This window comes from Kribbella sp. NPDC002412 (genome assembly GCF_053592935.1).
In genome coordinates, this window is sequence record NZ_JBSFBL010000005.1 from 191,942 (window position 1) to 213,127 (window position 21,186).

Annotated in this window: 20 protein-coding genes; 7 read left to right on the forward strand and 13 right to left on the reverse strand. The window is 69.3% G+C overall.

The annotated features are described in order from the left end of the window. Positions 1-35 precede the first annotated feature (35 nt). Positions 36-449: a hypothetical protein gene (locus tag ACWCOV_RS06335; protein ID WP_449828169.1), complete on the forward strand. Its 414-nt coding sequence runs from the start codon at positions 36-38 to the stop codon at positions 447-449. A gap of 4 nt (positions 450-453) precedes the next feature. Here ACWCOV_RS06335 and ACWCOV_RS06340 read toward each other — a convergent pair whose 3' ends face one another. After that, complete coding sequence (locus tag ACWCOV_RS06340; RefSeq protein WP_449828170.1) at positions 454-837, reverse strand: winged helix-turn-helix transcriptional regulator; 384 nt, start codon at positions 835-837, stop codon at positions 454-456. A gap of 94 nt (positions 838-931) precedes the next feature. On the opposite strand from ACWCOV_RS06340, the gene ACWCOV_RS06345 reads away from it, so the two are divergent. Continuing rightward, positions 932-1,729 (forward strand): NAD(P)H-binding protein, encoded by a 798-nt coding sequence (locus tag ACWCOV_RS06345; RefSeq protein ID WP_449828171.1) that lies wholly within the window; start codon positions 932-934, stop codon positions 1,727-1,729. Here the strand turns inward: ACWCOV_RS06345 and ACWCOV_RS06350 are convergent. Continuing rightward, complete coding sequence (locus tag ACWCOV_RS06350; protein ID WP_449828172.1) at positions 1,722-1,907, reverse strand: hypothetical protein; 186 nt, start codon at positions 1,905-1,907, stop codon at positions 1,722-1,724. The two genes, ACWCOV_RS06345 and ACWCOV_RS06350, sit on opposite strands and share 8 nt — an antisense overlap. A 69-nt stretch (positions 1,908-1,976) precedes the next feature. Here ACWCOV_RS06350 and ACWCOV_RS06355 point away from each other — a divergent pair, with 69 nt between their 5' ends. Both ACWCOV_RS06355 and ACWCOV_RS06360 read left to right on the forward strand, forming a co-directional pair. Then, the gene (locus tag ACWCOV_RS06355; protein ID WP_449828173.1) at positions 1,977-5,768 is read left to right on the forward strand and encodes a glycosyl hydrolase family 28-related protein; all 3,792 of its coding nucleotides are present in this window, start codon (positions 1,977-1,979) and stop codon (positions 5,766-5,768) included. A 7-nt stretch (positions 5,769-5,775) separates the two neighbouring features. After that, entirely contained in the window at positions 5,776-6,867 is a 1,092-nt protein-coding gene (locus ACWCOV_RS06360; protein WP_449828174.1) for a Gfo/Idh/MocA family protein, read from the forward strand. Here the strand turns inward: ACWCOV_RS06360 and ACWCOV_RS06365 are convergent. From ACWCOV_RS06365 to ACWCOV_RS06395, 7 genes are all read right to left on the reverse strand, one after another. Beyond that, positions 6,864-7,421: a GNAT family N-acetyltransferase gene (locus tag ACWCOV_RS06365; RefSeq protein WP_449828175.1), complete on the reverse strand. Its 558-nt coding sequence runs from the start codon at positions 7,419-7,421 to the stop codon at positions 6,864-6,866. The genes ACWCOV_RS06360 and ACWCOV_RS06365 overlap by 4 nt on opposite strands. Beyond that, positions 7,418-8,671, reverse strand: a complete 1,254-nt coding sequence (locus ACWCOV_RS06370) for an ROK family transcriptional regulator (RefSeq protein ID WP_449828176.1) — start codon at positions 8,669-8,671, stop codon at positions 7,418-7,420. The genes ACWCOV_RS06365 and ACWCOV_RS06370 overlap by 4 nt, the downstream gene beginning before the upstream one ends. 62 nt (positions 8,672-8,733) lie before the next feature. Further along, a complete protein-coding gene (locus tag ACWCOV_RS06375) occupies positions 8,734-9,987 on the reverse strand; it encodes an enolase C-terminal domain-like protein (protein ID WP_449828177.1) in 1,254 nt (417 codons plus the stop codon). Next, complete coding sequence (locus ACWCOV_RS06380; protein ID WP_449828178.1) at positions 9,988-10,863, reverse strand: NAD-dependent epimerase/dehydratase family protein; 876 nt, start codon at positions 10,861-10,863, stop codon at positions 9,988-9,990. Beyond that, a complete protein-coding gene (locus ACWCOV_RS06385; RefSeq protein ID WP_449828179.1) occupies positions 10,860-11,741 on the reverse strand; it encodes a carbohydrate ABC transporter permease in 882 nt (293 codons plus the stop codon). Before ACWCOV_RS06385 ends, ACWCOV_RS06380 begins: the two co-directional genes overlap by 4 nt. Continuing rightward, complete coding sequence (locus ACWCOV_RS06390) at positions 11,738-12,652, reverse strand: carbohydrate ABC transporter permease (RefSeq protein WP_449828180.1); 915 nt, start codon at positions 12,650-12,652, stop codon at positions 11,738-11,740. The genes ACWCOV_RS06385 and ACWCOV_RS06390 overlap by 4 nt, the downstream gene beginning before the upstream one ends. 4 nt (positions 12,653-12,656) lie before the next feature. Continuing rightward, positions 12,657-14,036 carry an ABC transporter substrate-binding protein gene (locus ACWCOV_RS06395; RefSeq protein WP_449828181.1) on the reverse strand — a complete coding sequence of 460 codons (1,380 nt, stop codon included), beginning with the start codon at positions 14,034-14,036 and terminating at the stop codon, positions 12,657-12,659. A gap of 295 nt (positions 14,037-14,331) precedes the next feature. Here ACWCOV_RS06395 and ACWCOV_RS06400 point away from each other — a divergent pair, with 295 nt between their 5' ends. Together ACWCOV_RS06400 and ACWCOV_RS06405 are read left to right on the forward strand one after the other, a co-directional pair. Continuing rightward, positions 14,332-16,248: a hypothetical protein gene (locus ACWCOV_RS06400; protein ID WP_449828182.1), complete on the forward strand. Its 1,917-nt coding sequence runs from the start codon at positions 14,332-14,334 to the stop codon at positions 16,246-16,248. Positions 16,249-16,288: 40 nt separating this feature from the next. Beyond that, positions 16,289-16,756, forward strand: a complete 468-nt coding sequence (locus ACWCOV_RS06405) for an N-acetyltransferase family protein (RefSeq protein ID WP_449828183.1) — start codon at positions 16,289-16,291, stop codon at positions 16,754-16,756. Here the strand turns inward: ACWCOV_RS06405 and ACWCOV_RS06410 are convergent. Beyond that, entirely contained in the window at positions 16,753-17,808 is a 1,056-nt protein-coding gene (locus tag ACWCOV_RS06410) for a DUF4185 domain-containing protein (RefSeq protein WP_449828184.1), read from the reverse strand. The two genes, ACWCOV_RS06405 and ACWCOV_RS06410, sit on opposite strands and share 4 nt — an antisense overlap. A 63-nt stretch (positions 17,809-17,871) precedes the next feature. Continuing rightward, positions 17,872-18,654, reverse strand: a complete 783-nt coding sequence (locus tag ACWCOV_RS06415; protein WP_449828185.1) for an AraC family transcriptional regulator — start codon at positions 18,652-18,654, stop codon at positions 17,872-17,874. 58 nt (positions 18,655-18,712) lie between these two features. Here ACWCOV_RS06415 and ACWCOV_RS06420 point away from each other — a divergent pair, with 58 nt between their 5' ends. Further along, positions 18,713-19,681 (forward strand): zinc-binding dehydrogenase, encoded by a 969-nt coding sequence (locus tag ACWCOV_RS06420; protein ID WP_449828209.1) that lies wholly within the window; start codon positions 18,713-18,715, stop codon positions 19,679-19,681. Here the strand turns inward: ACWCOV_RS06420 and ACWCOV_RS06425 are convergent. Beyond that, positions 19,678-20,499 carry a sulfurtransferase gene (locus ACWCOV_RS06425; RefSeq protein ID WP_449828186.1) on the reverse strand — a complete coding sequence of 274 codons (822 nt, stop codon included), beginning with the start codon at positions 20,497-20,499 and terminating at the stop codon, positions 19,678-19,680. The two genes, ACWCOV_RS06420 and ACWCOV_RS06425, sit on opposite strands and share 4 nt — an antisense overlap. Next, entirely contained in the window at positions 20,496-21,149 is a 654-nt protein-coding gene (locus tag ACWCOV_RS06430) for a thymidine kinase (protein WP_449828187.1), read from the reverse strand. Before ACWCOV_RS06430 ends, ACWCOV_RS06425 begins: the two co-directional genes overlap by 4 nt. Between the last annotated feature and the right edge of the window lie 37 nt (positions 21,150-21,186).

The following is a 21,186-nucleotide window of genomic DNA, read 5'->3' on the forward strand; positions in this document are numbered from 1 at the left end:
CCCGCCGACACCAGCACTCACAGGATCTTTCGCACATGAATCTCCCGGCCTTCGCCGATCTGCTCGCGTCCCGCGGCCTCCTGCTGCTGCCCGGCTCGCACGCCGTCCCGGTCGAGCTGCTCGTGCAGTTGCCTGACGCATCGATCGCCCGGTTCACCGCGCGCGGCACCACGCTCCGGCTCAGCCGCTTCTCCCCCGACGCGCTGACTACGATCACCATCGCCGCCGAGTGCGGTTGCGGCGACCATCACCCGCAGACCGGTCCGACCCGGGTGACGCTCAGCCGGTACGCCGTACCGTTCGAGGAGCGCACCATCGACGGCGAGCTGCTGTTCGGCTGGCAGTCCCACGAGGCCGGGTTGCTCCGGCTCACCGACGCCGCCACCCACTTCTTCACCCTGCTCGACGAGACCCGGACCCCCGAGCGTGTGCTCGTCGGCGTGGCCTGAACCGTCAAGGACGCCGGTGGGCAGGTTCGGTGTCGTCGTAGCGGCGGCGGGCGGCCTCGACCTCGGCCAGGTTGGGCGACCACTCGGCGAGTGACTGGAACAGCGGCGCCAGGCTGCGTCCCAGGTCGCTGATCTCGTACTCGACCCGCGGCGGCACCTCCGGGTAGTACGTGCGCAGCACCAGGCCGTCCCGCTCGAGCTGCCGCAGCCGCTGGGTCAGCACCTTCGGCGTGATCACGCCGATCCGGCGCTCGAGCTCGACGAACCGCTGCCGGCCGAACTCGTTCAGCGTCCACAGGATCGGCGTCGTCCACCGGCTGAACACCACGTCGACCACCGGCGCGATCGGACAGGCCTGCACCGGATCCACCTGTGTGGCGTCGGCCACAATCAGCCTCCCATCCCAATACTTTCCTCTAGGTACCTAGTATGCCCAGGCAAGTAGCGTCCTCGGCGGATTCCACCGAACGAGGAGCGAACACATGATCGTGGTCACTGGTGCAACGGGAAACGTCGGACGGCCGCTGGTGGCGGCACTCACCGCCGCCGGCGAGCAAGTGCGAGCGGTATCGCGGACGGCGTCCGGCTTCCCGGCGGACCTGACAGAACCCCAAACCCTCAAGCCCGCCCTCGACGGGGCGCGGGCGGTCTTCCTGCTGACCTCCGCCGACTTCCTGGCCAAGGGCAATCTCGGTGAGGTCATGGACGTCGTCCGCGGTGCCGGGGTCGAGCGGGTGGTGCTGTTGTCCTCCCAAGGAGTGGGCACCCAGCGCCACCCGTCCGGCCTGGAGGACATCGTGAAGGCGTCCGGCCTGGAGTGGACGATGCTGCGACCGGGCAACTTCGCCTCGAACGCCTTCCAGTGGGCCGAGTCGGTCCGCACCCACCGGCTGATCGAGGCGCCGTACGGCGACATCGCACTACCGGCCGTCGACCCGTCGGACATCGCCGAGGTCGCTGCCGTCGTACTGCGGGAACCCGGCCACGCCGGAGCGATCTACACGCTGACCGGACCGGAGCCGGTGTCCCCGCGGCAGCAGGCGGTCGCGATCGGCGACGCGGTCGGTGAGCCGGTGCGGTTCGCCGAGCTCAGCCGCGATGCCGCCCGGTCCCGGATGCTGACCTACATGCCGGAGCCGGTGGTCGAGTCCACGCTCGGCATCCTCGGCGAGCCGACCGCCGAGGAGCAGCGCGTCAGCCCGGATGTCGAGCGGGTCCTGGGCCGTCCGGCCCGGTCGTTCGCGGAGTGGGCGACCCGCAACGCGCCCGCGTTCAAGTAGCCCGGACGAGCGGCAGGAAGACCTCGTCGACGAGGGCGACCATCGTCGACGAGGTGGCCGGCTCCCGGGAGAGCAGCATCTCGTGGCGCAACAGGTTCACCGGCGCGGACAGCACGGCAGCGGGCAGGTCGGCAGTCGGGATCTCCCCGCGGGCGGCAGGCTCTTGAATTAGTAACACGCTTGGTTTAACTTAACCGCGCAGCTGCCGAAAGCGTGTACTTCCGGACCGCCACCTGGAGGTTTCAGCATGACCAGACGCCTGCTCGCGGGGTTCCTCCCTGCCCTACTGCTGGCCGGCGTGCTCGTCACGCCGGCCGCCCAGGCCGCCACGATGTACCCGAGCGGCGTCGGCGCCGACCTCGGACCGACCCCGACCACGCTCGGCGTGCAGCCCGCCGCGGGTGATGATCCGGCCGGGCTGCAGACCGGCACCGAGCTGGGCCGCAGCTTCTGGCGCACCAACCAGGCGGCCAACACGAGCTACCTGGAGTTCGACGTCGACCGGGACTACGTCGACGAGATCGGCACCGACGACGTCCTGGTGACGGTGACCTATCTCGACCGCGGCACCGGCACGCTGGAACTCCAGTACGACGCCGCCGACAACCCCCAGGCGGACGCGGAAGACCTCCAGTTGGCGGACACGGGCCAGTGGCAGACCGGCACCTTCGCGCTGACCGGCATCGGCTTCACCAACCGGCTCGGCGACGCCGACCTTCGGCTGTTCGGCAGCGCCGACATCACCATCGCAAGCCTGCGGATCAGTACGGCGGGCGCGGCCGTACAACTCGGCCAGTCGCCGGTCCAGCAGGGCATCAGCCCGCGAGCCGGCGACCGCCCGGAGAACCTGGTCACCGGCGTGCAGGACGGCCGTCCGTACTGGCAGACCGACCGCACCGCGCCGTCGCCGGGCACGAACTTCTTCTACATGAACGTCGCCGACACCTACCTGTACGACAACCGCAGCCTGGTCCTGGTCAGCGTCGACTACTTCGACGAGGGCAACGGCCAGTTCGGCCTGCACTACGACTCCCCCGGCGAGACGATCCCGGAGAAGTTCAAGAACTCCGAGGTCGTCCGCTACGGCGACACCAAGACCTGGAAGACGCACACCTTCGCGCTCCCGGACGCGGTGATGACGAACCGCTCCAACGGCTCCGACTTCCGGATCCACAACGGCGACGGCGCGGTCGACCTCAAGGTCGCCGCGGTGCGCGTGGCCAAGGTCGCGACCGCGCTCGACGTGACCGAAGGCCTGCTCGACCTGATCGACGAAGCCGCCCGGGTCGAGAAGGCCGCCCGGGAAGGCACCCGCGACGGCCAGTACCCAGCCGGCAGCCGAGCCACCTTGCGTACGGCGATCGACGACGCCCGAGCGATCGCGGCCACTCCAGGCGTCACCGACGTACAGGTCAAGGAAGCGCTGCAGGCCCTGCAGGCGAAGCTGGATGCGTTCCAGCCGGTCGACACGAACTTCGCCCCGGACGGCGCGGCGACCGCGAGCAGCGGCACCGGCGCAACCAACGTCAACGACCGCAACCACAACTCGGCCTGGACCAGCGGACCAGGCGACTCCTGGCTGCAGCTCGACCTCGGCAAGCCGCGGCGCGTGAACGACGTCCGCGTGGAATGGGCGCAGGCCTACTCCCCCGACTACACCGTCCAGGTCTCCAACGACGGGACGACCTTCACCACCGTCGGCCGGACCGGATCGCCCGGCGGCGACCAGTTCAGCAAGACCCGCTTCGCCACGACCGCCGCCCGCTACCTCCGGGTCGCGATGACCGGCGCCGACTCCTTCATCGTCAAGGAGCTCCAGCTCCGCGAGTCCCCGGTCGTCACCCCGGAGCCCCGGCTGGTGCAGACGGCAACGCCCACCGAGGACGGAGTGGTCGCGGACTTCGACGCCACCGAGTACGGCGCAGATCGCAGCGGCCGGCGTGATTCGACAAAGGCGATCCAGCAAGCGATCTACGCCTGCCAGGACGCAGGCGGCGGCACGGTCTGGTTGCCCGCCGGTCGCTACCTGGTCAGCGACACCGTCGAGGTGCACGCCTTCTGCACCCTGCGCGGCGACATCGACCACACGGTCGTGATCGCCGACCTGCCGAGCGGCGACGACGGCCCGAGCCTGTTCCGGATCGGCGGCAGCGCCGGCGTCCTCGGCGTCACCACCTTCTACCCGAACCAGAACGCGACCGACCCGGTCCCGTACAACTACACGTTCGAGATCCCCGGCGGCGCCTGGATCGGCAACGAGAACTACATGATGGCGACCGTCGCGGACGTCACCTTGCTGAACTCCTACCGCGGCATCGGGATCAGCACGATGCCCAACGACCGCGGCAACGCGCCCAGCTCCGGCCAGGTGCACGAGTCGTCGACGATCCGCAACGTCCGCGGGACCGCGCTGTTCGAAGGCGTCCGCGCGTACAACGGCGCCGACGTCGGCACCTGGGAGAACGTTGCGTTCAGCAACTCCGTGTGGGCGTCGGCGCCGGCGAAGTACAACCCGCCGTCCCGCCAGGCCCTCGACGCCTGGACCCGGGCGCACGGGACCGGCCTGGTCCTCGGCGACCTCGAGTGGGACCAGTTCCATCGGATCACGCTGTCCGACTACCGCGTCGGCATCCACGTCGTCGCCGGGCAGCGGGCCCAGTTCACCGGCAGCTTCCTCCAGCCCGACGTACGGCGGACCGACATCGGCATCCTCGTGGACGTGATGGACGACCGGTGGGGTATGACGCTGGCAGCCGGCCGGGTCGAGGGCAGCGACCACGCGGTGCTGAACAACTCCCGCGGCTACGTGAAGGTCACCGGCACAGCACTCACCGGCGCGGTCGACGGCATCGTCCACCGTATGTCGGGGACGGCGCCGACGTACCAGACCAAGCCGCTTCCGAAACCGAAGCAGGCCCTGTACGTCGTCGACGCGCCACACGGGGTCGGGTACCTCCCGGCCGCCGACGCGACGAGCGCTGTGCAGAAGGCCCTCGACAAGGCCGGACGAGCGGGCGGCGGCATCGTCTACCTGCCCGCCGGGTGGTACCGGATCAGCACGCACCTCACCGTCCCGGCGAAGGTGGAGTTGCGGGGTGCGTCCGCCGTACCGAACCGGGACCAGTCCGGGGCAAGCGGTGGGACCGTGCTGCACGCCTTCGAGCGGAACACCGAGACGGCGTTGATCACGCTGAACCACCAGGCCGGCGTGCGCGGGCTGCGGGTGTTCTACCCGGACAACAACCCGGGCCGCGCCGAAGGTGTGGTCGCCTATCCGTTCGCTATCCGGGGACACGCCGGCGCCAACTACGTCATCAACTCCGGCTTCCCGAACACCTGGAACGGGATCGACCTGCGCGGCGACGACATCGTGGTCCGGAAGGTCGCCGGCGCGTTCTTCGACCACGCGATCAAGCTCGGCCCGGGCCGCGACGGCCGGATCGAGGGCGTGCTGTCGAACGGCAACGCGGTCACCCGGGTCGGCTACCAGCAGCCGTACTGGATGAACGAGGGCAACATCTTCGAGCTCGTCATCGACAAGTACATGCGCAAGACCGCCAAGATCGTCACCGTCGACGGCGCGACCGGGCTGACGCTGCTCAACGTGTTCGCGTACGGCTTCCACGACGGGCTCGTAGTGAACAGCGGGCAGGTGGACGCCTTCAACCTCGGCACCGACAACCTCGGCGCCGACGGCTACACCGTCAAGGTGGCCGGCGGCGATGTCGAGGCGACCAACCTCGCGCGCTACAACGGCGCCACCAGCACCGGCCCGGTCACGCTGCGGAACGTCATGGTGATCAACGTCGTCCAGCGCCGGGTCTCGGTCGCCGCCAACGGCCCGGGCACGGTGAAGATCGCCGGCAACGAGTCCGAACCCGGCACGTACGAGGTCGGCGCGCAGGTGACCGTGACTGCGACACCAAGATCGGATAGCGTTTTCCAGAGCTGGACCGTCGACGGTGTGGTGGTATCGACCGAGGCGTCGTACACCTTCACCGTCGGCACGGACCAGGTACTGACCGCGAACTTCACGTAGGAGCGAGATGGCTGACGCTACGAACCACCAGGTCGCGATCGTGGGCTGCGGCATCATCGGCCGCACCCACGCGGACACCATCGCCGAACGCCCGGACGCCACGGTCACGGCACTGGTCGACGGCGACGCCGGTGCCCGGGAGGCGCTGGCGGCCCGGCTCAAGGAGGCCGGGCACCCGGAGCCGAAGGTGTACGACGACCTGTCCGCGGCGCTGAGCGGGTCAGACATCTCGCTCGTCGCGATCTGCACCCCCAGCGGGACCCATGCGGCGCTGGCCGAGGAAGCGCTGAACGAGAAGAAGCACGTCGTGATCGAGAAGCCGCTCGACGTCGACCTGACCCGGGCGCGGCGCCTCGGCGCTGCCGCGGCCCGGGCGGCGAACCAAGGGCTCGTGTCCTCGGTGATCAGCCAGCACCGGTTCGACGCGGGCAGCGCGGTCGTCCACGAGGCGATCCAGGCCGGCCGGTTCGGTCAGCTCACGTCGGCCGTGGCGACGGTCGCCTGGTGGCGCAGTGACGAGTACTACGCCTCGGCCGGCTGGCGTGGGACCTGGGCACAGGACGGCGGTGGCGCGCTGATGAACCAGGGCGTGCACACCGTCGACCTGCTGCTGTGGTTCATGGGCCGCCCGGTGAACATCCAGGCCCAGGCGCTCCGGGCGGCGCACCACGAGATCGAGGTCGAGGACACCGTCGTCGCGACATTGACGTTCGAGTCCGGCGCCGTGGCGACCCTGCACGCGACGACCGCGGCCTTTCCTGGTGGCCGGACGCGGGTGTCGGTGCACGGGACGCGAGGCGGCGCCGAGGTGGAGGACGACCTGCTCAAGCGGTTCAACGCCGACGGCTCGAAGGACGACGTCCCGGTCGACGCGGGCCCGCCCGGCAAGCACAAGGCGCAGTACGACGACATCCTGCGAGCGATCGCGGACGGCGGCCAGCCGGGCATCACGGTCCAGGACGCCATCGACGCGCTGGCCACGGTCCGCGCCGTCTACATCGCCTCGACCCTCCAGCGGCCGGTGAAGTTCATCGACGTGCTGGAGGGCCGCTACGACGACGTCGAGGTCTCGCGCGGTGTCGGCCTGCCGCCCAACTAGGCGCCGGGCTCCCGGTCGTTGAGGATGCGCTGGTAGAGGTTGCAGTCCTGCCAGGCGCCCGCGATGTGCAGGTAGGTGGGCGCCATGCCGATCTGGACGAAGCCGGTGCGCTGGAGAACGCGTTGCGACGCGACGTTGTTCGTCAGCGTGCTGGCTTCGAGCCGGTGCAGCTTCAGCTCGGTGTCGGCGATCTCCAGGACTGTCTCCACGCCGCGGGTGACCAGGCCGCGCCCGACCGCGTCGACCGCGAGCCAGTAGGCCAGCGCCCCGGTCCGGAACGGTCCGTGCACCAAGTCGTTGAGCGTGATCGCGCCGAGCACCCGGTCCCCGTCGGTCAGGACCCACGGCACGGTCCGGCCGTCCTTGTAGCGCTCCAGCGCTCCGGTCAGCCGGTCACGCTGCCCGGCCACGGTGAAGAAGCTGTCCGGCCGGTCGGGCTCCCACGGCTTGAGGTGGTCCCAGCTGCGGTTGTAGGCGTCCAGGAACCCTTCGGCGTCGTCGAGGGTCACGAGACGGAGCTGTACGTCGGAAGTCAGCGAGCGGGGTGCAATCACTTCGGCAGCCTACGCGCCTGACTGGATCCACTGACCCGCGGTGTGAACGCGTCGTGGAAGATCGTCGAGGCGGCGCCGACCGCGGCCGCGTCGGTCTGCAGCATCGACTCCTCCACCGCGACCGGGCGCGTCTCGCGGGCGACCGGATGCGCGTTGACCGCGCGGCCGATCTCGGCCAGGAAGACCTCCGAGATCTCCTTGCCGAACGCCGGCCCGCCGAGCACCACCAGGTCGATGTCGAGCAGGTCGACCAGGCCGACCGCGCCCTGACCGATCACCCGGGCGATCCGGGTGACGGCCTGCACCGCCGCCTCGTCACCGTCGGCGGCTGCCTTGCAGACCGCCCGGTACCGCTTCGCCTCGTCGGTGGCGCTCGGGTCGGTCTCGACGTACCCGTACTCCGCCGCGATCACCGGCAGCGAGGCGGTCGGGTTGCACTCGGGCAGCATCCGCGGTCCGTCCGCGGCGTCCCACTCCCCCATCCGCAGCGCCGCGACCTGGCCGAACTCGCCGGCGTTCGCCGTACCGCCGCGGTAGATCGATCCGTTCAGGATCAGGCCGCTGCCGACGCCGGTGCCGAGGTAGAGGTAGGCGAAGTCGCGGTCCCGGGCCGAGCGGCCGATCCAGCGCTCGCCGATCGCGGCCGCCGTACCGTCCTTCTCGACCAGGACCGGGTGGTTGAGCTTCTGCTGGAGCAGATGCCGGATCTTCAGGCCGCGCCACGCCGGCTGCAAGGGCAGGGCGAGCAACGTGCCGTCGGCGTTGATCGGCCCGGGTACGGCGACGCCGACGCCGAGCATCGAGTCGAGGTCGACCTGGCTGATGCTGAGCGCCGCGGTCACGGTCGCGGCGGTCAGGTCGACGAGCCTGTCCGCGCTCAGGTCGTCCGCGAGCTCGACGGTCTCGCGGCGCACGATCGTGCCGTCCAGGTCCACGACCGCGACGGTGAGCAGCTCAGGGTCGATGTGGATGCCGACCGCGTGCGCGGCGTTCGACCGCAGCCGGACCGGCGTCCGCGGCTTGCCCAGCCGCTCGGCCCGCTCCTGGGCCTCCTCGACCAGCAGTCCCTGCTGCAGCAGGATGCGCAGGATCCGCGACACCGACTGCTGGGTGAGCCCGGTCCGGCGGGAGATCTCGGTCCGGCTGATGGTGCCGGCCAGCCGGATCGTCTCGATGATCACGGCTTCGTTGAACGAGCCCAGGTCGTACTGGTTCGCGCCCGCGCGCCGCAGGTCCTGTTCGTCCGCCACCACTGCCCACCTCCCCGTTCCTGTCCGTGACTAGCCGAGATCGTACTGCGGGAGAACCGCTGTCACGGCGCTTCCAGGGCGCCGTCGATGCGTCGTACGCCGGCCGCCCACTCGTCGTGTCCGGACAGTTGCGCGGGATAACGGGCGGCCGCCTCGAGGTCGATGTCGATCCCCCAGCCGGGCGCGTCGTTCGGGGTCAGCCAGCCGTCCTCGATCCGCAGCGTGCCGGGGAACACCTCGTGCGTCGCCTCGTTGTAGAGGTGGCCCTCCTGGATGCCAAAGGCAACGGAACTGACATCGAGGGCGACGTTGGCGGCGGCGCCGATCGGAGACGTGTCACCCGGGCCGTGCCACGCCGTACGGACGCCGCACAGCTCGGCCAGGTCGGCGAGCTTGCGGGCCGGAGTCAGCCCGCCGATGTCGGACACGTGCGACCGGATGAAGTCGACACCCCCGTCGCGAACCAGGCGGACGGCGTCACCCATCGAGGTGGTCAGCTCGCCGACCGCCAGCGGCACCGGCGACGCGGCCCGCACCTCGGGCAGCCGGTCCCAGTGCTCCGGCGGCAGTACGTCCTCGAGGAAGAACAGCCCGTACGGCTCGAGTGACCGCGCCAGCAGCACCGCTTCCTTCGGCGTGAGCCGCGAGTGCACGTCGTGCAGCAGTTCGATGTTGGCGGGCAGGGCCGAGCGACCTTCCTCGAACAGCTCGGGCGTGGTGCGCAGGTAGTCGCGCGCCGACCAGCCGTTGTGGTACGGCGAGTTCGGATACAGGGTCTCCATCCGCGGAGCGCCGTACCCGCCGCCGCCCGGAGTCGACATCTGCAGCCGGATGTGCCGCCAGCCCTGCGCGACGAACTTCTGCGCCTGGTCGAGGGTCTCCTCGATCGTCCGGCCGCTGGCGTGGATGTAGGTGTCGGCGGCCGCGCGGACCTTGCCGCCGAGCAGCTCGTACACCGGCATGCCGGCCCGCTTGCCGGCGATGTCCCACAGCGCCTGGTCGATCCCGGAGATCGCGTTGTTCGTCACCGGCCCACCGCGCCAGTAGCCGGAGAACCCGGCCAGCCGGGTCAGGTCGCCGATGTCACCCGGGTAGCGCCCGATCAGCAGCCGGGCCAGGTGCTCGTCGACGAACGTCTGCACCGCCTTCCACCGCTGGGTGAAGGTCGCGCAGCCCAGGCCGTACAGCCCCGGCTCGGTGGTGTCGATCTTCACCACGACCAGTGGGATGCCCTGCGGCGCGGTGACGATCGCCTTCACCTCCCGGATGCGTACGTCGTCCCGGACCGGCCAGGGCTGGTCGAAGTTCGAGGGCATTCAGATCTCCAAGGGAAGGGTCGGCAGGTCGAGCTCGTGGCGGGCCTGGAAGCCGAGGACGGTCCGGGCCGCGGTCAGGTCGATCGGCACCTCACGCCCGGCGAACCGCCGCAGCCGCGGCACGTCCGGCGCGAAGGCGTCCAGCAGGGCATCGGTCTCGTACGGCGCGTTCGTGGTGTTCGCGGCGACGAGAAAGGTGTGTGCCCCGGACAACGGCGCCGTCAGCCCGAGCTCGATCGCGTACGCCGCGTCGCGGGTGTCCAGGTAGCTCCAGCCCTCGCGGACGGCGCCCGCCGGGTTGTCCCGGTGGCCGTCGGCCTGCCGGCGCAGGACGTCGGCGGAGTTGACGTGCGGGAACCGGAACGCGACCACGTCGATGCCCCAGTGCCGCCACGCCATCCGGGCGGTGTTCTCGTCGTTCTGCTTCGACAGCGAGTACCAGTCGCCGACGTCGGAGGGCATCGTCGCGTCCAGCGGGAAGTACGCCGGCAGCGGCTGGTGCGGGTTCATCGCGACGCCGTACGCGTTGATGCTGCTGGCGATCACCGCGCGCTCGACGCCGAGCGCGCCGGCCTGGGCGAGCACGTTGAACGTGGACACCACGTTGCCCGTGTACACGTCGTACGGCGAGCCGGCGTCGCGATGCGCGAGCGCGGCCAGGTGGACGACCAGGTCGGCGCCCTCGAGCGCGCCGGCGACGTCGTCCTCGGACCGGGTGTCGCCGATGACCACCCGGTCGGCCTTGAGCGACGGGTCCTCGACGATGGTCAGCGCGGTCACCACCGCGCCGAGGTCGGCCAGATGACCGACGGTCACCGATCCGATCCGGCCCGCCGCCCCCGTCACCAGCACCCGCCGGCCGTTCAGCGTTGTCACTCTTTGATTCCTCCCGACATCCCGACACCTCTCAGGAACTGCTTCTGGAACACCAAGAACAAGATCACCGGGATCAGCACCGCCAGGAACAGCGCGCTCATCTGCAGTGAGATCTCCGTGGTCTCGGCCACCCGCGGCAGGGCCACCGAGATCGGCTGCAGCCGGGGGTCCGGCAGCACCAGCAGCGGCCAGAGGTAATCCTTCCAGGAGCCGATCACGGTCAGCAGGGCGACCACCCCGACGATCGGTTTCGACAGCGGCAGCACCAGTGACGTGAACAGCCGCAGGTTGCTCGCGCCGTCGATCCGGGCCGCCTCGATCAGCTCCCGCGGGATCGAGTCGAAGTACCGCTTCATCACCAGGATGTTGAACGCGCCGGCCGCCTGCGGCAGCCAGACCGCCCAGAAGGTGTTCTGCAGGTTGAACCCGAGCACCGGCATCTTCAGGATCGTCAGGTAGAGCGGCACCAGCGAGATCACCCCGGGCAGGAACAGCGTCGCGAGTACGGCGCCTGTCACGACCGGTCCCCACTTCGGCCGCAGCACACTCAGCACGAAGGCGCCCGTCGTACACACGAACAGCGTCGACAGCAGCGATCCGATCGCGATGATCGCGGTGTTGCCGAGGTACGAGCCGATCTGAACCCGCGTCCAGGCGTCGGGGATGTTCTGCCACTGGATCCCGGACGGCCACAGCTGCATCGGGCCGCGCAGGATGTCCTGGCTCGTCGACAGGCCCGACTTCAGCAACCAGAGCAGCGGGCCGACACCGGCGATGACGACGCCGATGAACAGCAGCACCTGGATCGCGGGCAGGCCGTACCGGATCAGCGACCGCTTCCGGTCGGCCACGGAGATGATGCCGCGCTCGTCACTCATGTGATGCTCCAGCGCCGGGTCAGGAAGTGGTAGACGACGGACAGCACGCACAGCACCCCGGCCAGCAGCACGCTGAGCGCGGTCGCGGCGCCGAAGTCGCCGTTGATGAACGCGTACCGGTAGATCAGCAGCAGGATCGTGGTGGTCGCGTTGTCCGGGCCGCCGCCGGTGAACAGGAACGGCTCGGTGAAGACCTGGAACGTCCCGATCAGCTGCAGCAGCATCATGATCAGGATGATTCCGCGGATCTGCGGCAGCGTGACGTGCCAGACCCGCTTCCAGATTCCGGCCCCGTCCAGCTCGGCCGCCTCGTACAGCTCGGTCCGGACCCCGGTCAGCGCGGCCAGGTAGATGATCGCCGTGGCGCCGGCGCCGGCCCAGGTCGCCTCCAGCACGATGGCCGGCATCGCCAGGTCCGGCGAGTTCAGCCAGGCGAACGGCCCGATCCCGAACCAGCCCAGTACGGCGTTGAACACACCGGCGCCACTGGGGTCGTAGAAGAACTTCCACAGCAGGATCGCCGCCACCGGAGGCACCACCGCCGGCAGGTAGGAGAGCACGTTGTAGAGCCAGCCGGTGCTGCGCAGCTCGCTGATGAACACGGCCAGGAACAGCGGGACCGGGAACCCGAAGATCAGCGCGAGCAGCGCGAAGTACAGCGTGTTCAACGCCGCCTGCGGCAGCTGCGGGTCGGTCAGCACGTAGCTGAAGTTGGCCATCCCGACCCACTCCGGCGTGGTGACCAGGTTGTTCTTCTGGAAGCTGAGCACCAGGCCGCGGACGATCGGGCCCCAGGAGAAGTACAGGAACGTCAGCACCAGGGGCAGGGCGAAGATGATCGCGCTCAGCCCGCCGGAGCGGTACCAGGTGGCAACGCTCCGGCGGGGCTTCGGCGTACGCAGGAGGGACATTCGGCTACCGGGCCAGGCGCGCGTCGATCTTCGATGCGGCGTCGGTGAGCAGCTTGTCGATGTCCGCGTCCTTCTTGGTCAGCACCTGCTGGACCACCGGATCGAGCAGGGCGTAGACCTCCTGCCCCTTGTTCGGCGGCTCGGGCAGCAGCTTCAGCGACTTGGTCGAGTCGATGTAGCCCTGGAACTGCTTCACCGGGACGTTCACGTAGGGCTCACGCCACTTGTTGTACTGGTCGTAGGTCTCCTGGCTCAGCGGCGTGATGCCGGGCCGGCCGACGAAGCCCTTGTCGGCGATCGTGTCCTTGGCGTTCTGCACCGCGAGGCTCTCGGTGGTGTACTTGTCGAACTCCTGCGACTTGATCCACTTCAGCGCCGCGACGATCTCGTTCTTGGACGCCTTCGGGTTGATCATCTTCAGCGAGCCGCCGGTCAGCGTGCCGTGCGGGCCGCCGTCCTGCGGCAGCGCGGCGTGACCGTAGTCGGCCGGCTTCATCCCGAAGTTCTTCACGCACATGTCGTAGGCGTCCGGCGCCTGCAGGACCATGCCGATCTTGCCGGCTGCGAAGTCCTGCCGGATCTCCTCCTGGTTGTAGAGGAAGTTGCTGCCCATGGCGTTGTCGGTCCAGCGCATGTCCTTGAGCAGCTGCAACGCCTTCTTCGTCGGCGCGTCGTTGAAGGTGGCCTTCTTGCCGTCCTCGCTCTCCACCGAGCCGCCCATGCTGTAGGTCATCGTGGTCAGCATCCAGCCGCCGGTGTTGTCCTTGGTCAGCTGCGCGTACCCGGCCTTGCCGGTCTTCTCGGTGATCTGCTTGGCGTACTGCCGGACCTCGTCCCAGGTCGTCGGCGGCTTGTCCGGGTCCAGCCCGGCCTGCTGGAACAGCGCCCGGTTGTAGGCCAGGCCGACCGAGAACACGTCGATCGGCACGCCGTAGATCCGGCCGGCGTCGTCCTGGACGATCTTGAGGACGTCGGGGTTCAGGTCCTTGGTGAGGTCGACCAGCTTGAGCTCGTCGGTGATGTCCGGGAGCTGCTTGTTCGGGATCATGTTGGCCGGCTCGGTGAAGCTGATGTTCATCACCGTCGGCAGCGAGCCACCCGCCACCTGCGCCTGGAAGGTCTGGGCGTCCCACTTGGTCTCGGTCGACTTCACCGTGATGTTCGGGTGCGCGTCCATGAACTTCTTGATGTTGCGCTCGAACGCGGCGATGTCGTTCGGCTTGTCCGGGGTCGGGCGGTCCCCGATCGTGATCGTCACCGGCGCGTTCTCGTCGATCGCGCCGCCGGCGTCGGCGCCGGGCGTGGTCCCGTCCGCACAGCCGGCCACGGCGAGCACCAGTCCGGCCAGCCCCAGCCCGGCGCCCCACCTGCTCACTCTCGTCATCGGAACTCCTCAGGTTTCCGGAGGCCGCCGGTGTGCTCTGAGCCACACACCGGCCAGGTCCCGAGTAAGTTAAACCAAGCGTGTTACTTTCTCAATGGTCAGCAGGGTACCGATTTGGACCGTGTGAGCTCGGTGCCGATCATCACCAGCTTGCGGACCAGGTCCGACCGGCTCATCGCCATCCGCACCGCCACCTTGCCCGCTGCGCAATTTCGACTTTGGGTCATGACCGAAACCCTTTCATGAGTTAGCCTAGGCGAGATAATTACGGGCCTGACCGAAATGGGTGGTTGACGTGATTCCTCGGCGAAGGGTCCTCCAGCTCGCGGCGGCAGCCGGCGGCGTGGCGCTGTGGCAGGGCGAGACCGCGCACGCGGCGCCACCCCGTGGCACCGTGACCGACCTCGGTCCGGCCAGCGTCACCACGCCGCTGGGCAACGCCGACTTCGCCGGATCCGTGCTGTACGCCGGGACCCGCGGCCTGGCGCCCAACGTCGTGGGCTCGTACGACCTCGGCCAGGACCAGGTCACCGCCCACTTCGACATCCCGACCGGGATCGGGATCTGGGCGATGTGCGCGGTCGGGAGCGACATCTACGTGGCGACCCACGGCCAGTCCGACCTCTACCGGCTCGACACGATCACGAGCCAGGTGACCAAGGTCGGCAGCTACTCCTGGCCGTACATCTGGAACATCGCCTCCTCCCCCGACGGCAAGGTCTACCTGGCCATCTCCGACCCGGGCCGCGTGGTCGAGTACGACCCGGCCACCGGGGTCAGCCGTGACCTCGGCGAGATCGTGCCAGGCGAGGCCTACGCGCGCAGCGTCGCCGCCGACGAGACGACCGTGTACGTCGGCATCGGACCGCACGCGCACCTGGTGGCGATCGACCGGGCGACTGGAGCGAAGACCGAGATCCTGCCGGCCGAACTCGCCGCCCGGGACTTTGTGGCCAGCATGCACATCTCGGACACCCACCTGGCCGCGGGCATCTCGTCCAACGGCGAGGCGCTGCTGCTAGCCAAAGCCACGCCGGCTGACTACCGGGTGATCGCCGCAGCCGGCGAGAAGTACATCACCTCGGTGCTCCTGCACGACGAGCACCTGTACTTCGCCGGCCGCCCGACCGGCATGCTCTACCGCACCCCGATCGCCGGCGGCGAGATCGAGGAGCTCGGGATCGCCCAGCCGGAGGCAGCCACCCACCGGCTGCTGTCCCACGAGGGCAAGGTGTACGGCGTCCAGGACGGAGCGGTCTTCGTCTTCGACCCGGCGACGCGCCAGCTCGGCTTCGTCAACCTGGTCCAGCGCGGATTCAGAGCAGCGCCCGAGCAGCCGATGTCCGTGCACTCCGACGGGAAGCGCGTCTACGTCGGCGGTAAGGGCGGAGCCGACGTACACAACCTGGCGGCCGGCACCCGGACCCGCCTCGGCATTCCGGGTGAGCCGAAGACCGCCCTGACGATCAAGGACACGACCTACCTCGGGGTCTACACGCAAGGCCTGCTGTACGCGCACCGGCCGGGCGAGGAGTCGGCGAAGCTGATCGGCAAGACCGGCAACCAGCAGGACCGGCCGCGCGACCTCGCCTACGACCAGGCAACCGGACTGATCGCGATGACGACGCAGCCCGAGCCCGGTCAGCTCAACGGCGCCCTCACCCTGCACTCACCGCGCACCGGCGAATGGACGACGTACCGCGGTGTCGTGCCCCGGCAGAGCCCGTACGCGGTCGTCTGTCACGCCGGTGTGGCCTACCTCGCGACCAACATCCAGGAAGGACTCGGCCTGCCGCCGGTGACCACGACCGCTCGGCTGGCCGCGTTCGACCTTCGCCGCCGCGAACTGCTCTGGCAGCTCGAGCCCGTCGCGGGCGCCGCGGTCATCCCCGGCCTCGCCTACTCGTGCGACCACCTCTACGGCATCACCAGCAGCGGCTGGGTCTTCGAGTACGACGTACGCCGCCGCATGGTCACCCGGACAGTCAGAGCAGGCACGAAGGGATCCGACCTGCACGTCGTCGACGCGACCGCGTACTCGACCGACGGGAACGCGGTCTACGCCGTCGACCTCGAGACGTTCACGGTGACGCCGTTCGCGACCGGTCTGGCCGCCGAGTGGTTCGGCGGGGAGCCGAAGCTCGCGGTGGACCCGCGCGGCAGCGCGCTGTTCACCGTCCAGGCCCGCAACCTCGTGCGGATCCAGCTGTAATCGGGTGGTGGGGACGTCGCGGGTCGGCGAGGATGACACCATGCTGCTCCGACCCGCGACCGCCGACGACTTCACGTTCCTGACCGAGATGTTGCTCGAGGCATACAACTGGGACGGGACGCCCACGTTCACGCTCGACAAGCTGCGGGCCGAGGACAAGGCCTGGCGGTACGTCGACGGCTGGCCGCGCGCGACCGACTTCGGCGTGGTCGCCGAGGTGGACGGGACGCCCGCCGGCGCCGCCTGGGCTCGCTGCCTCACCGCCGACCGCCCGGGCTACGGCTACGTCGCCGACGACGTTCCTGAGCTCTCCCTCGGCGTCTCCCCGGCCTTCCGCCGCCGCGGAATCGCCCGTGCCCTGATGACCGAGCTGATCGAGATGTCGCCGTACCCGAGGCTCAGTCTCAGTGTCGACCCGAAGAACCCGGCCGCCGACCTCTACCGCTCGCTCGGCTTCGAGAAGATCGGCACGGTCGAGACCTCCGACACGATGGTGCTCGAGCGCTAGCCGAAGTTGCGGACCCGGAACTGCATCACGCGGTACGGCCAGCCGGCGTCGGTCTTCCACTGGCTGACGGACAGGTGCATGTCGCTGAGGGTCGAGCCGGGGATGATGTAGCCGCCGTACAGCTGGGCGACGTGGTTGTCGTCCTCGTTGCCCCAGGCGCCGCCGTAGATCAGGGTCTGCCGGTACGCCGTGTAGAGGTTCGAGGTCGGGGTGTCCATGATGATGCCGTCGATCCGGTAGTCACCGGCGTTGAACCAGGTCAGCACCCACTTGCCGCCGAGCGGCCGCAGGCAGAGCTCGCCGAAGCTGCCGGTCAGGATCGGCGTCGCCGGGTTGCCCCAGGCCCAGACGCCGTCGCGGTAACCCCACGGCTCGTAGGCCGCCGGGTTGGCGATCTGGTTGCTGCGGACCCGCTTCAGGATGATCGGCTTGTTCCGCTGGAACCCGGTCGAGTAGACGTAGACGTACCCGTCGTTGCCCTCGCCCCAGGTGAGGCACTGGAACATCCCGCCGTCGAGGTTCGGGTCGAACTTCGCGCCGGTGTGGTACCAGCTCGCCCCCGAGTTGTCGCTGCGCCAGATCTCGGTCCAGACCACGTTGCCGAGGCCCTTGTTCACCATCGCGTGCAGGTACATCGAGCCGCCGACCGTGATCACGTCCGACGGCAGCACGGTCGAGAACACCGGGTTGTCGTGCTCGTACTCCCACAACTGCTGCGCAGCCGCGCCACCGACCGCGCCCGACCACTTCACGCCGCTGTTCAGGTCCGTCGTGGTCGACCACAACGCCACCGGCGACCGCCACCAGCCGCCGCCGACCCTCGGTTCCTCGAACGTGTCGCCGAACATGAACAGCATCCGCCCATCCGGCGTCCGCACCGGAATCCCGAGGTCCGTCGCCGCCATCCGGAACCGGTCCGTCAGTCCGGGCCCGGTCAGGTCGGCCACCTTGTTCGTCAGAACAGCCTGGCTCCGCGCGAACGCCGGCACACCGGGTACGGCGGCGACGACACCGGCGCCGAGCGCAGCGCGAAGGAACGTGGATCGCTTCATGTGTGACTCCCAGGGAGCGGGGAAATCGATTTCTCAGGACCATCCCGCATCCGCATCTGGGCGTCAAGACCTTCCAGCACCGCCGAAAGGTGGCGCCGTTCGGTAGCGGCCCGGGGTGGTGCCGACGAGGTTGCTGAAGGCGGCGATGAAGCTGCTGGGGTTCGACCAGCCGCAGGCGTGGGCGACGTGGGTGGTGTCGTGGCCGTCGGCGAGCAGAACGAGGGCGTGATAGATGCGGAGCTGGGTGCGCCACTCGTAGAAGGTCATGCCGAGCTCGGTGCTCAGCAGCCGGCTGAGAGTGCGGGCGCTGGCGCCGACCGTCTGCCCGAGCTCGGCCAATCCCGTGTTGTCCGCGGGATCTCGGTAGAGCAATTGCGCGAGGGCTCGCAGCCGGTCGTCGCGCGGTTCCGGCAGTTGGAGCGGCTGCTCGGGTGCCTCCTGAAGTTCGTCGACAAGGACCCGGCGGAGGCGGGCCTGGGCAGCGCGGTCACGCTGGTTCGGGCCAGTGAGCGTGAGCAGAACTTCGCGGGCCAGGCCGGAGACCATGAACACGACCGGATGGCCGGGCACGAGCCGGGCCAGCGCGGCCGGCAGGAAGAGAATCCGCATGTCCGTGCTGCCGTGCGCGCGGTGGTAGTGGCTGAAGCCGGCCGGGATCCACGTGAGCCGATTGGCCGGAACGATCGAGGTCCCGCGCTCGGTGTGCACCGACAGGACACCGCGGGCCGCGTACACCAGGTGCCCGCGCCGATGAGCGTGCTCCGAGCTCGTGCCGCCCGAAGGCCACAGGTGCATCCCGGCGGACGGCCACAGCTGCGACTCGGGAACTTGGCGGCCAACGGGCATAACCTGGCATTTTACCGGTGGCCGGTCATCGCCCCGGCTGGCGAGACTCGTGCACATGATGCGAGCAGCAGTTTGTGTGAGACCAGGTGGCCCGGAAGTCCTGGAGATTCGTGAAGTACCGGTTCCGGTGGTTCGGGAAGGCTGGAGCCTGGTGCAGGTGAAGGCCGCGGGCCTGAACCGATCGGAGTTGAGGACCAGGCAAGGGCATTCGCCCACCGTGACGTTCCCTCGGGTGCTCGGAATCGAGTGCGTGGGAGTCGTGGCAGTATCGACCGATCCACGGTTGCCCGAGGGGACCACCGTCGCGGCGGTGATGGGTGAGATGGGCCGCGCGTTCGACGGCGGCTATGCGGAGTACGCATTGCTGCCGAACGACCTCCTGATGCCGGTCACCACCACACTGCCCTGGGACGTCTTGGCGGCACTACCCGAGACGTACCTGACCGCACAGGGCGCCTTGGACGCGTTGGGCGTCGTCAAAGGACGGTTGCTGATCCGTGGCGGGACCTCGTCGGTCGGGTTGGCGGCGGCGTCGATCGCGTCCGGCCACGGCGTCGACCTCGCGGCAACGACGCGGCAGCACAGCAAACTCGATGCCCTTAAGGCGGCGGGCGTTGACCACGCGCTCGTTGACACTGGCGAACCGCTGGCGTCGAGCCTGCACGAGGTCTGGCCCGAGGGTCCGGACTATGTCCTGGATCTCGTCGGCGCGCGTACGACGGTGGAGTCGCTGCACCTGGTCCGTCGTGGCGGGACGGTGTGTGTCGCGGGCTCGCTCAGTGGGTGGTCGATCCCGGACTTCGAGGCCATCGCGATGATCCCGTCCGGAACGAAGCTCACGGCCTTCCACAGCGACAACGTCAAGGGCAGCGCGGGCGCCACCATCTTGCAGCGGGTCGTCGACCAGGTCGAGGCCGGCGTCTACCGGCCCAACCTCGACCGTGTCTTCGACCTCGACGACATCGTCGCGGCGCACCGCTACATGGAGAACGACCAAGCCGCCGGGAAGGTCGTCGTGGTGCCCTAGTCGGTGCCGGTGGCAACCGGGCGCGACGGGTCGGTGATCCACTCCGACCACGAGCCGACGTACAGGGTCGACGGGATGCCGCTGACCTCCAGCGCCAACGCTTCGTGCGCCGCGGTTACTCCGGAGCCGCAGTAGACGCCGACCTGGGTGGAGTCGTTCGCACCGAGCTTCTCGAAGCGTTCCCGGAGCTCGTCGGCCGGGAGGAAGCGACCGGACTCGTCGACGTTCGCGGTGGTCGGCGCGTTGACGGCGCCCGGGATGTGGCCGGCGACCGGGTCCATCGGCTCGACCTCACCGGCGAACCGCTCCGGCGCCCGCGCATCCAGCAGTACGCCGGCCGCGGCGACGTCGGCCGCGCCGTCGGCGTCCAGCAGCGGGATGTGTCCGGCGGTCGCGATGAACGAACCGTCCCCGTCGGCCGGGACCTCGGTGGTCACCTCTCCCCCGGCCGCCTGCCAGGCCGCGAGTCCGCCGTCGAGCACGCGGACGTCGCGCACACCGAAGTACCGGAAGATCCACCAGGCTCGGGCCGCCGCCATCGAGTTGGCCGCGTCGTAGACGACGACCGGCGTGCTCGGGCCGACGCCGGCCCGGCGCAGCGCCGCGGTGACGGTGGTTGCTGCGGGCAACGGGTGGCGGCCGGGCCCGGGCGGTCCGGCGAGCTCGGTCTCCAGGTCGACGAAGTAGGCGCCGGGCAGGTGGCCGGCGTCGTACGCCTCCTTGCCGGGCGGGCCCGCGAGGTTCCAGGTCGTGTCGATCAGCACCGTGCGCTCGGTGAGCGCGCGCAGTTCCTCGAGGGTGATCAACGGGTTACTCATGACGCGGCTCCTCCGAACGGCAGGACTTCCGGTGACAGGGTGGCGCGGGCGCGGGCCTGGGTGAGCCGGCGCCGGTGGTGCCGCCGGCACAGGACCTCGTACGCGACCTCGTGGTCCTGCGTCACGATGTCGCCGACCACCAGCTGCTCGCCCTCCGTCACCATCTCACCACCGATCGTACGGGCGTTGTGCGTGGCCCGTTCACCGCACCAGCACAACGCCTCGACCTGTAGCAGCTCCATTCTGTCCGCCAGCTCGACCAGCCGGGCCGAACCGGGGAACAACGTGGCCCGGAAGTCGGTCAGGATGCCGAAGGCGAACACGTCGATCTGGAGCTCGTCAACCAGCCGGGCCAGCTGCTCGATCTGCAACGCGCTGTAGAACTGCGCCTCGTCGCACACCACGTAGTCGATCCGGCCACCGTGCGTCAGCTCGCCGACGACGTACTCCCAGAAGTCGAACTCCGGCCGTACCTCGATCGCCTGCGCGGCCAGCCCGAGCCGGGACGAGAGCACCGACTCACCGGCCCGGTCGTGGCTGGTGAAGATCCGGCCGAGCCGGCCACGGGCCTTGTGGTTGTGGTCCATCTGCAGGGCGAGGGTGGACTTGCCGCAGTCCATGGTCCCGGTGAAGTAGAGCAGCTCAGCCACGGGCGATCATCCTGCCAAGTCAGCGGACCACCCCGCA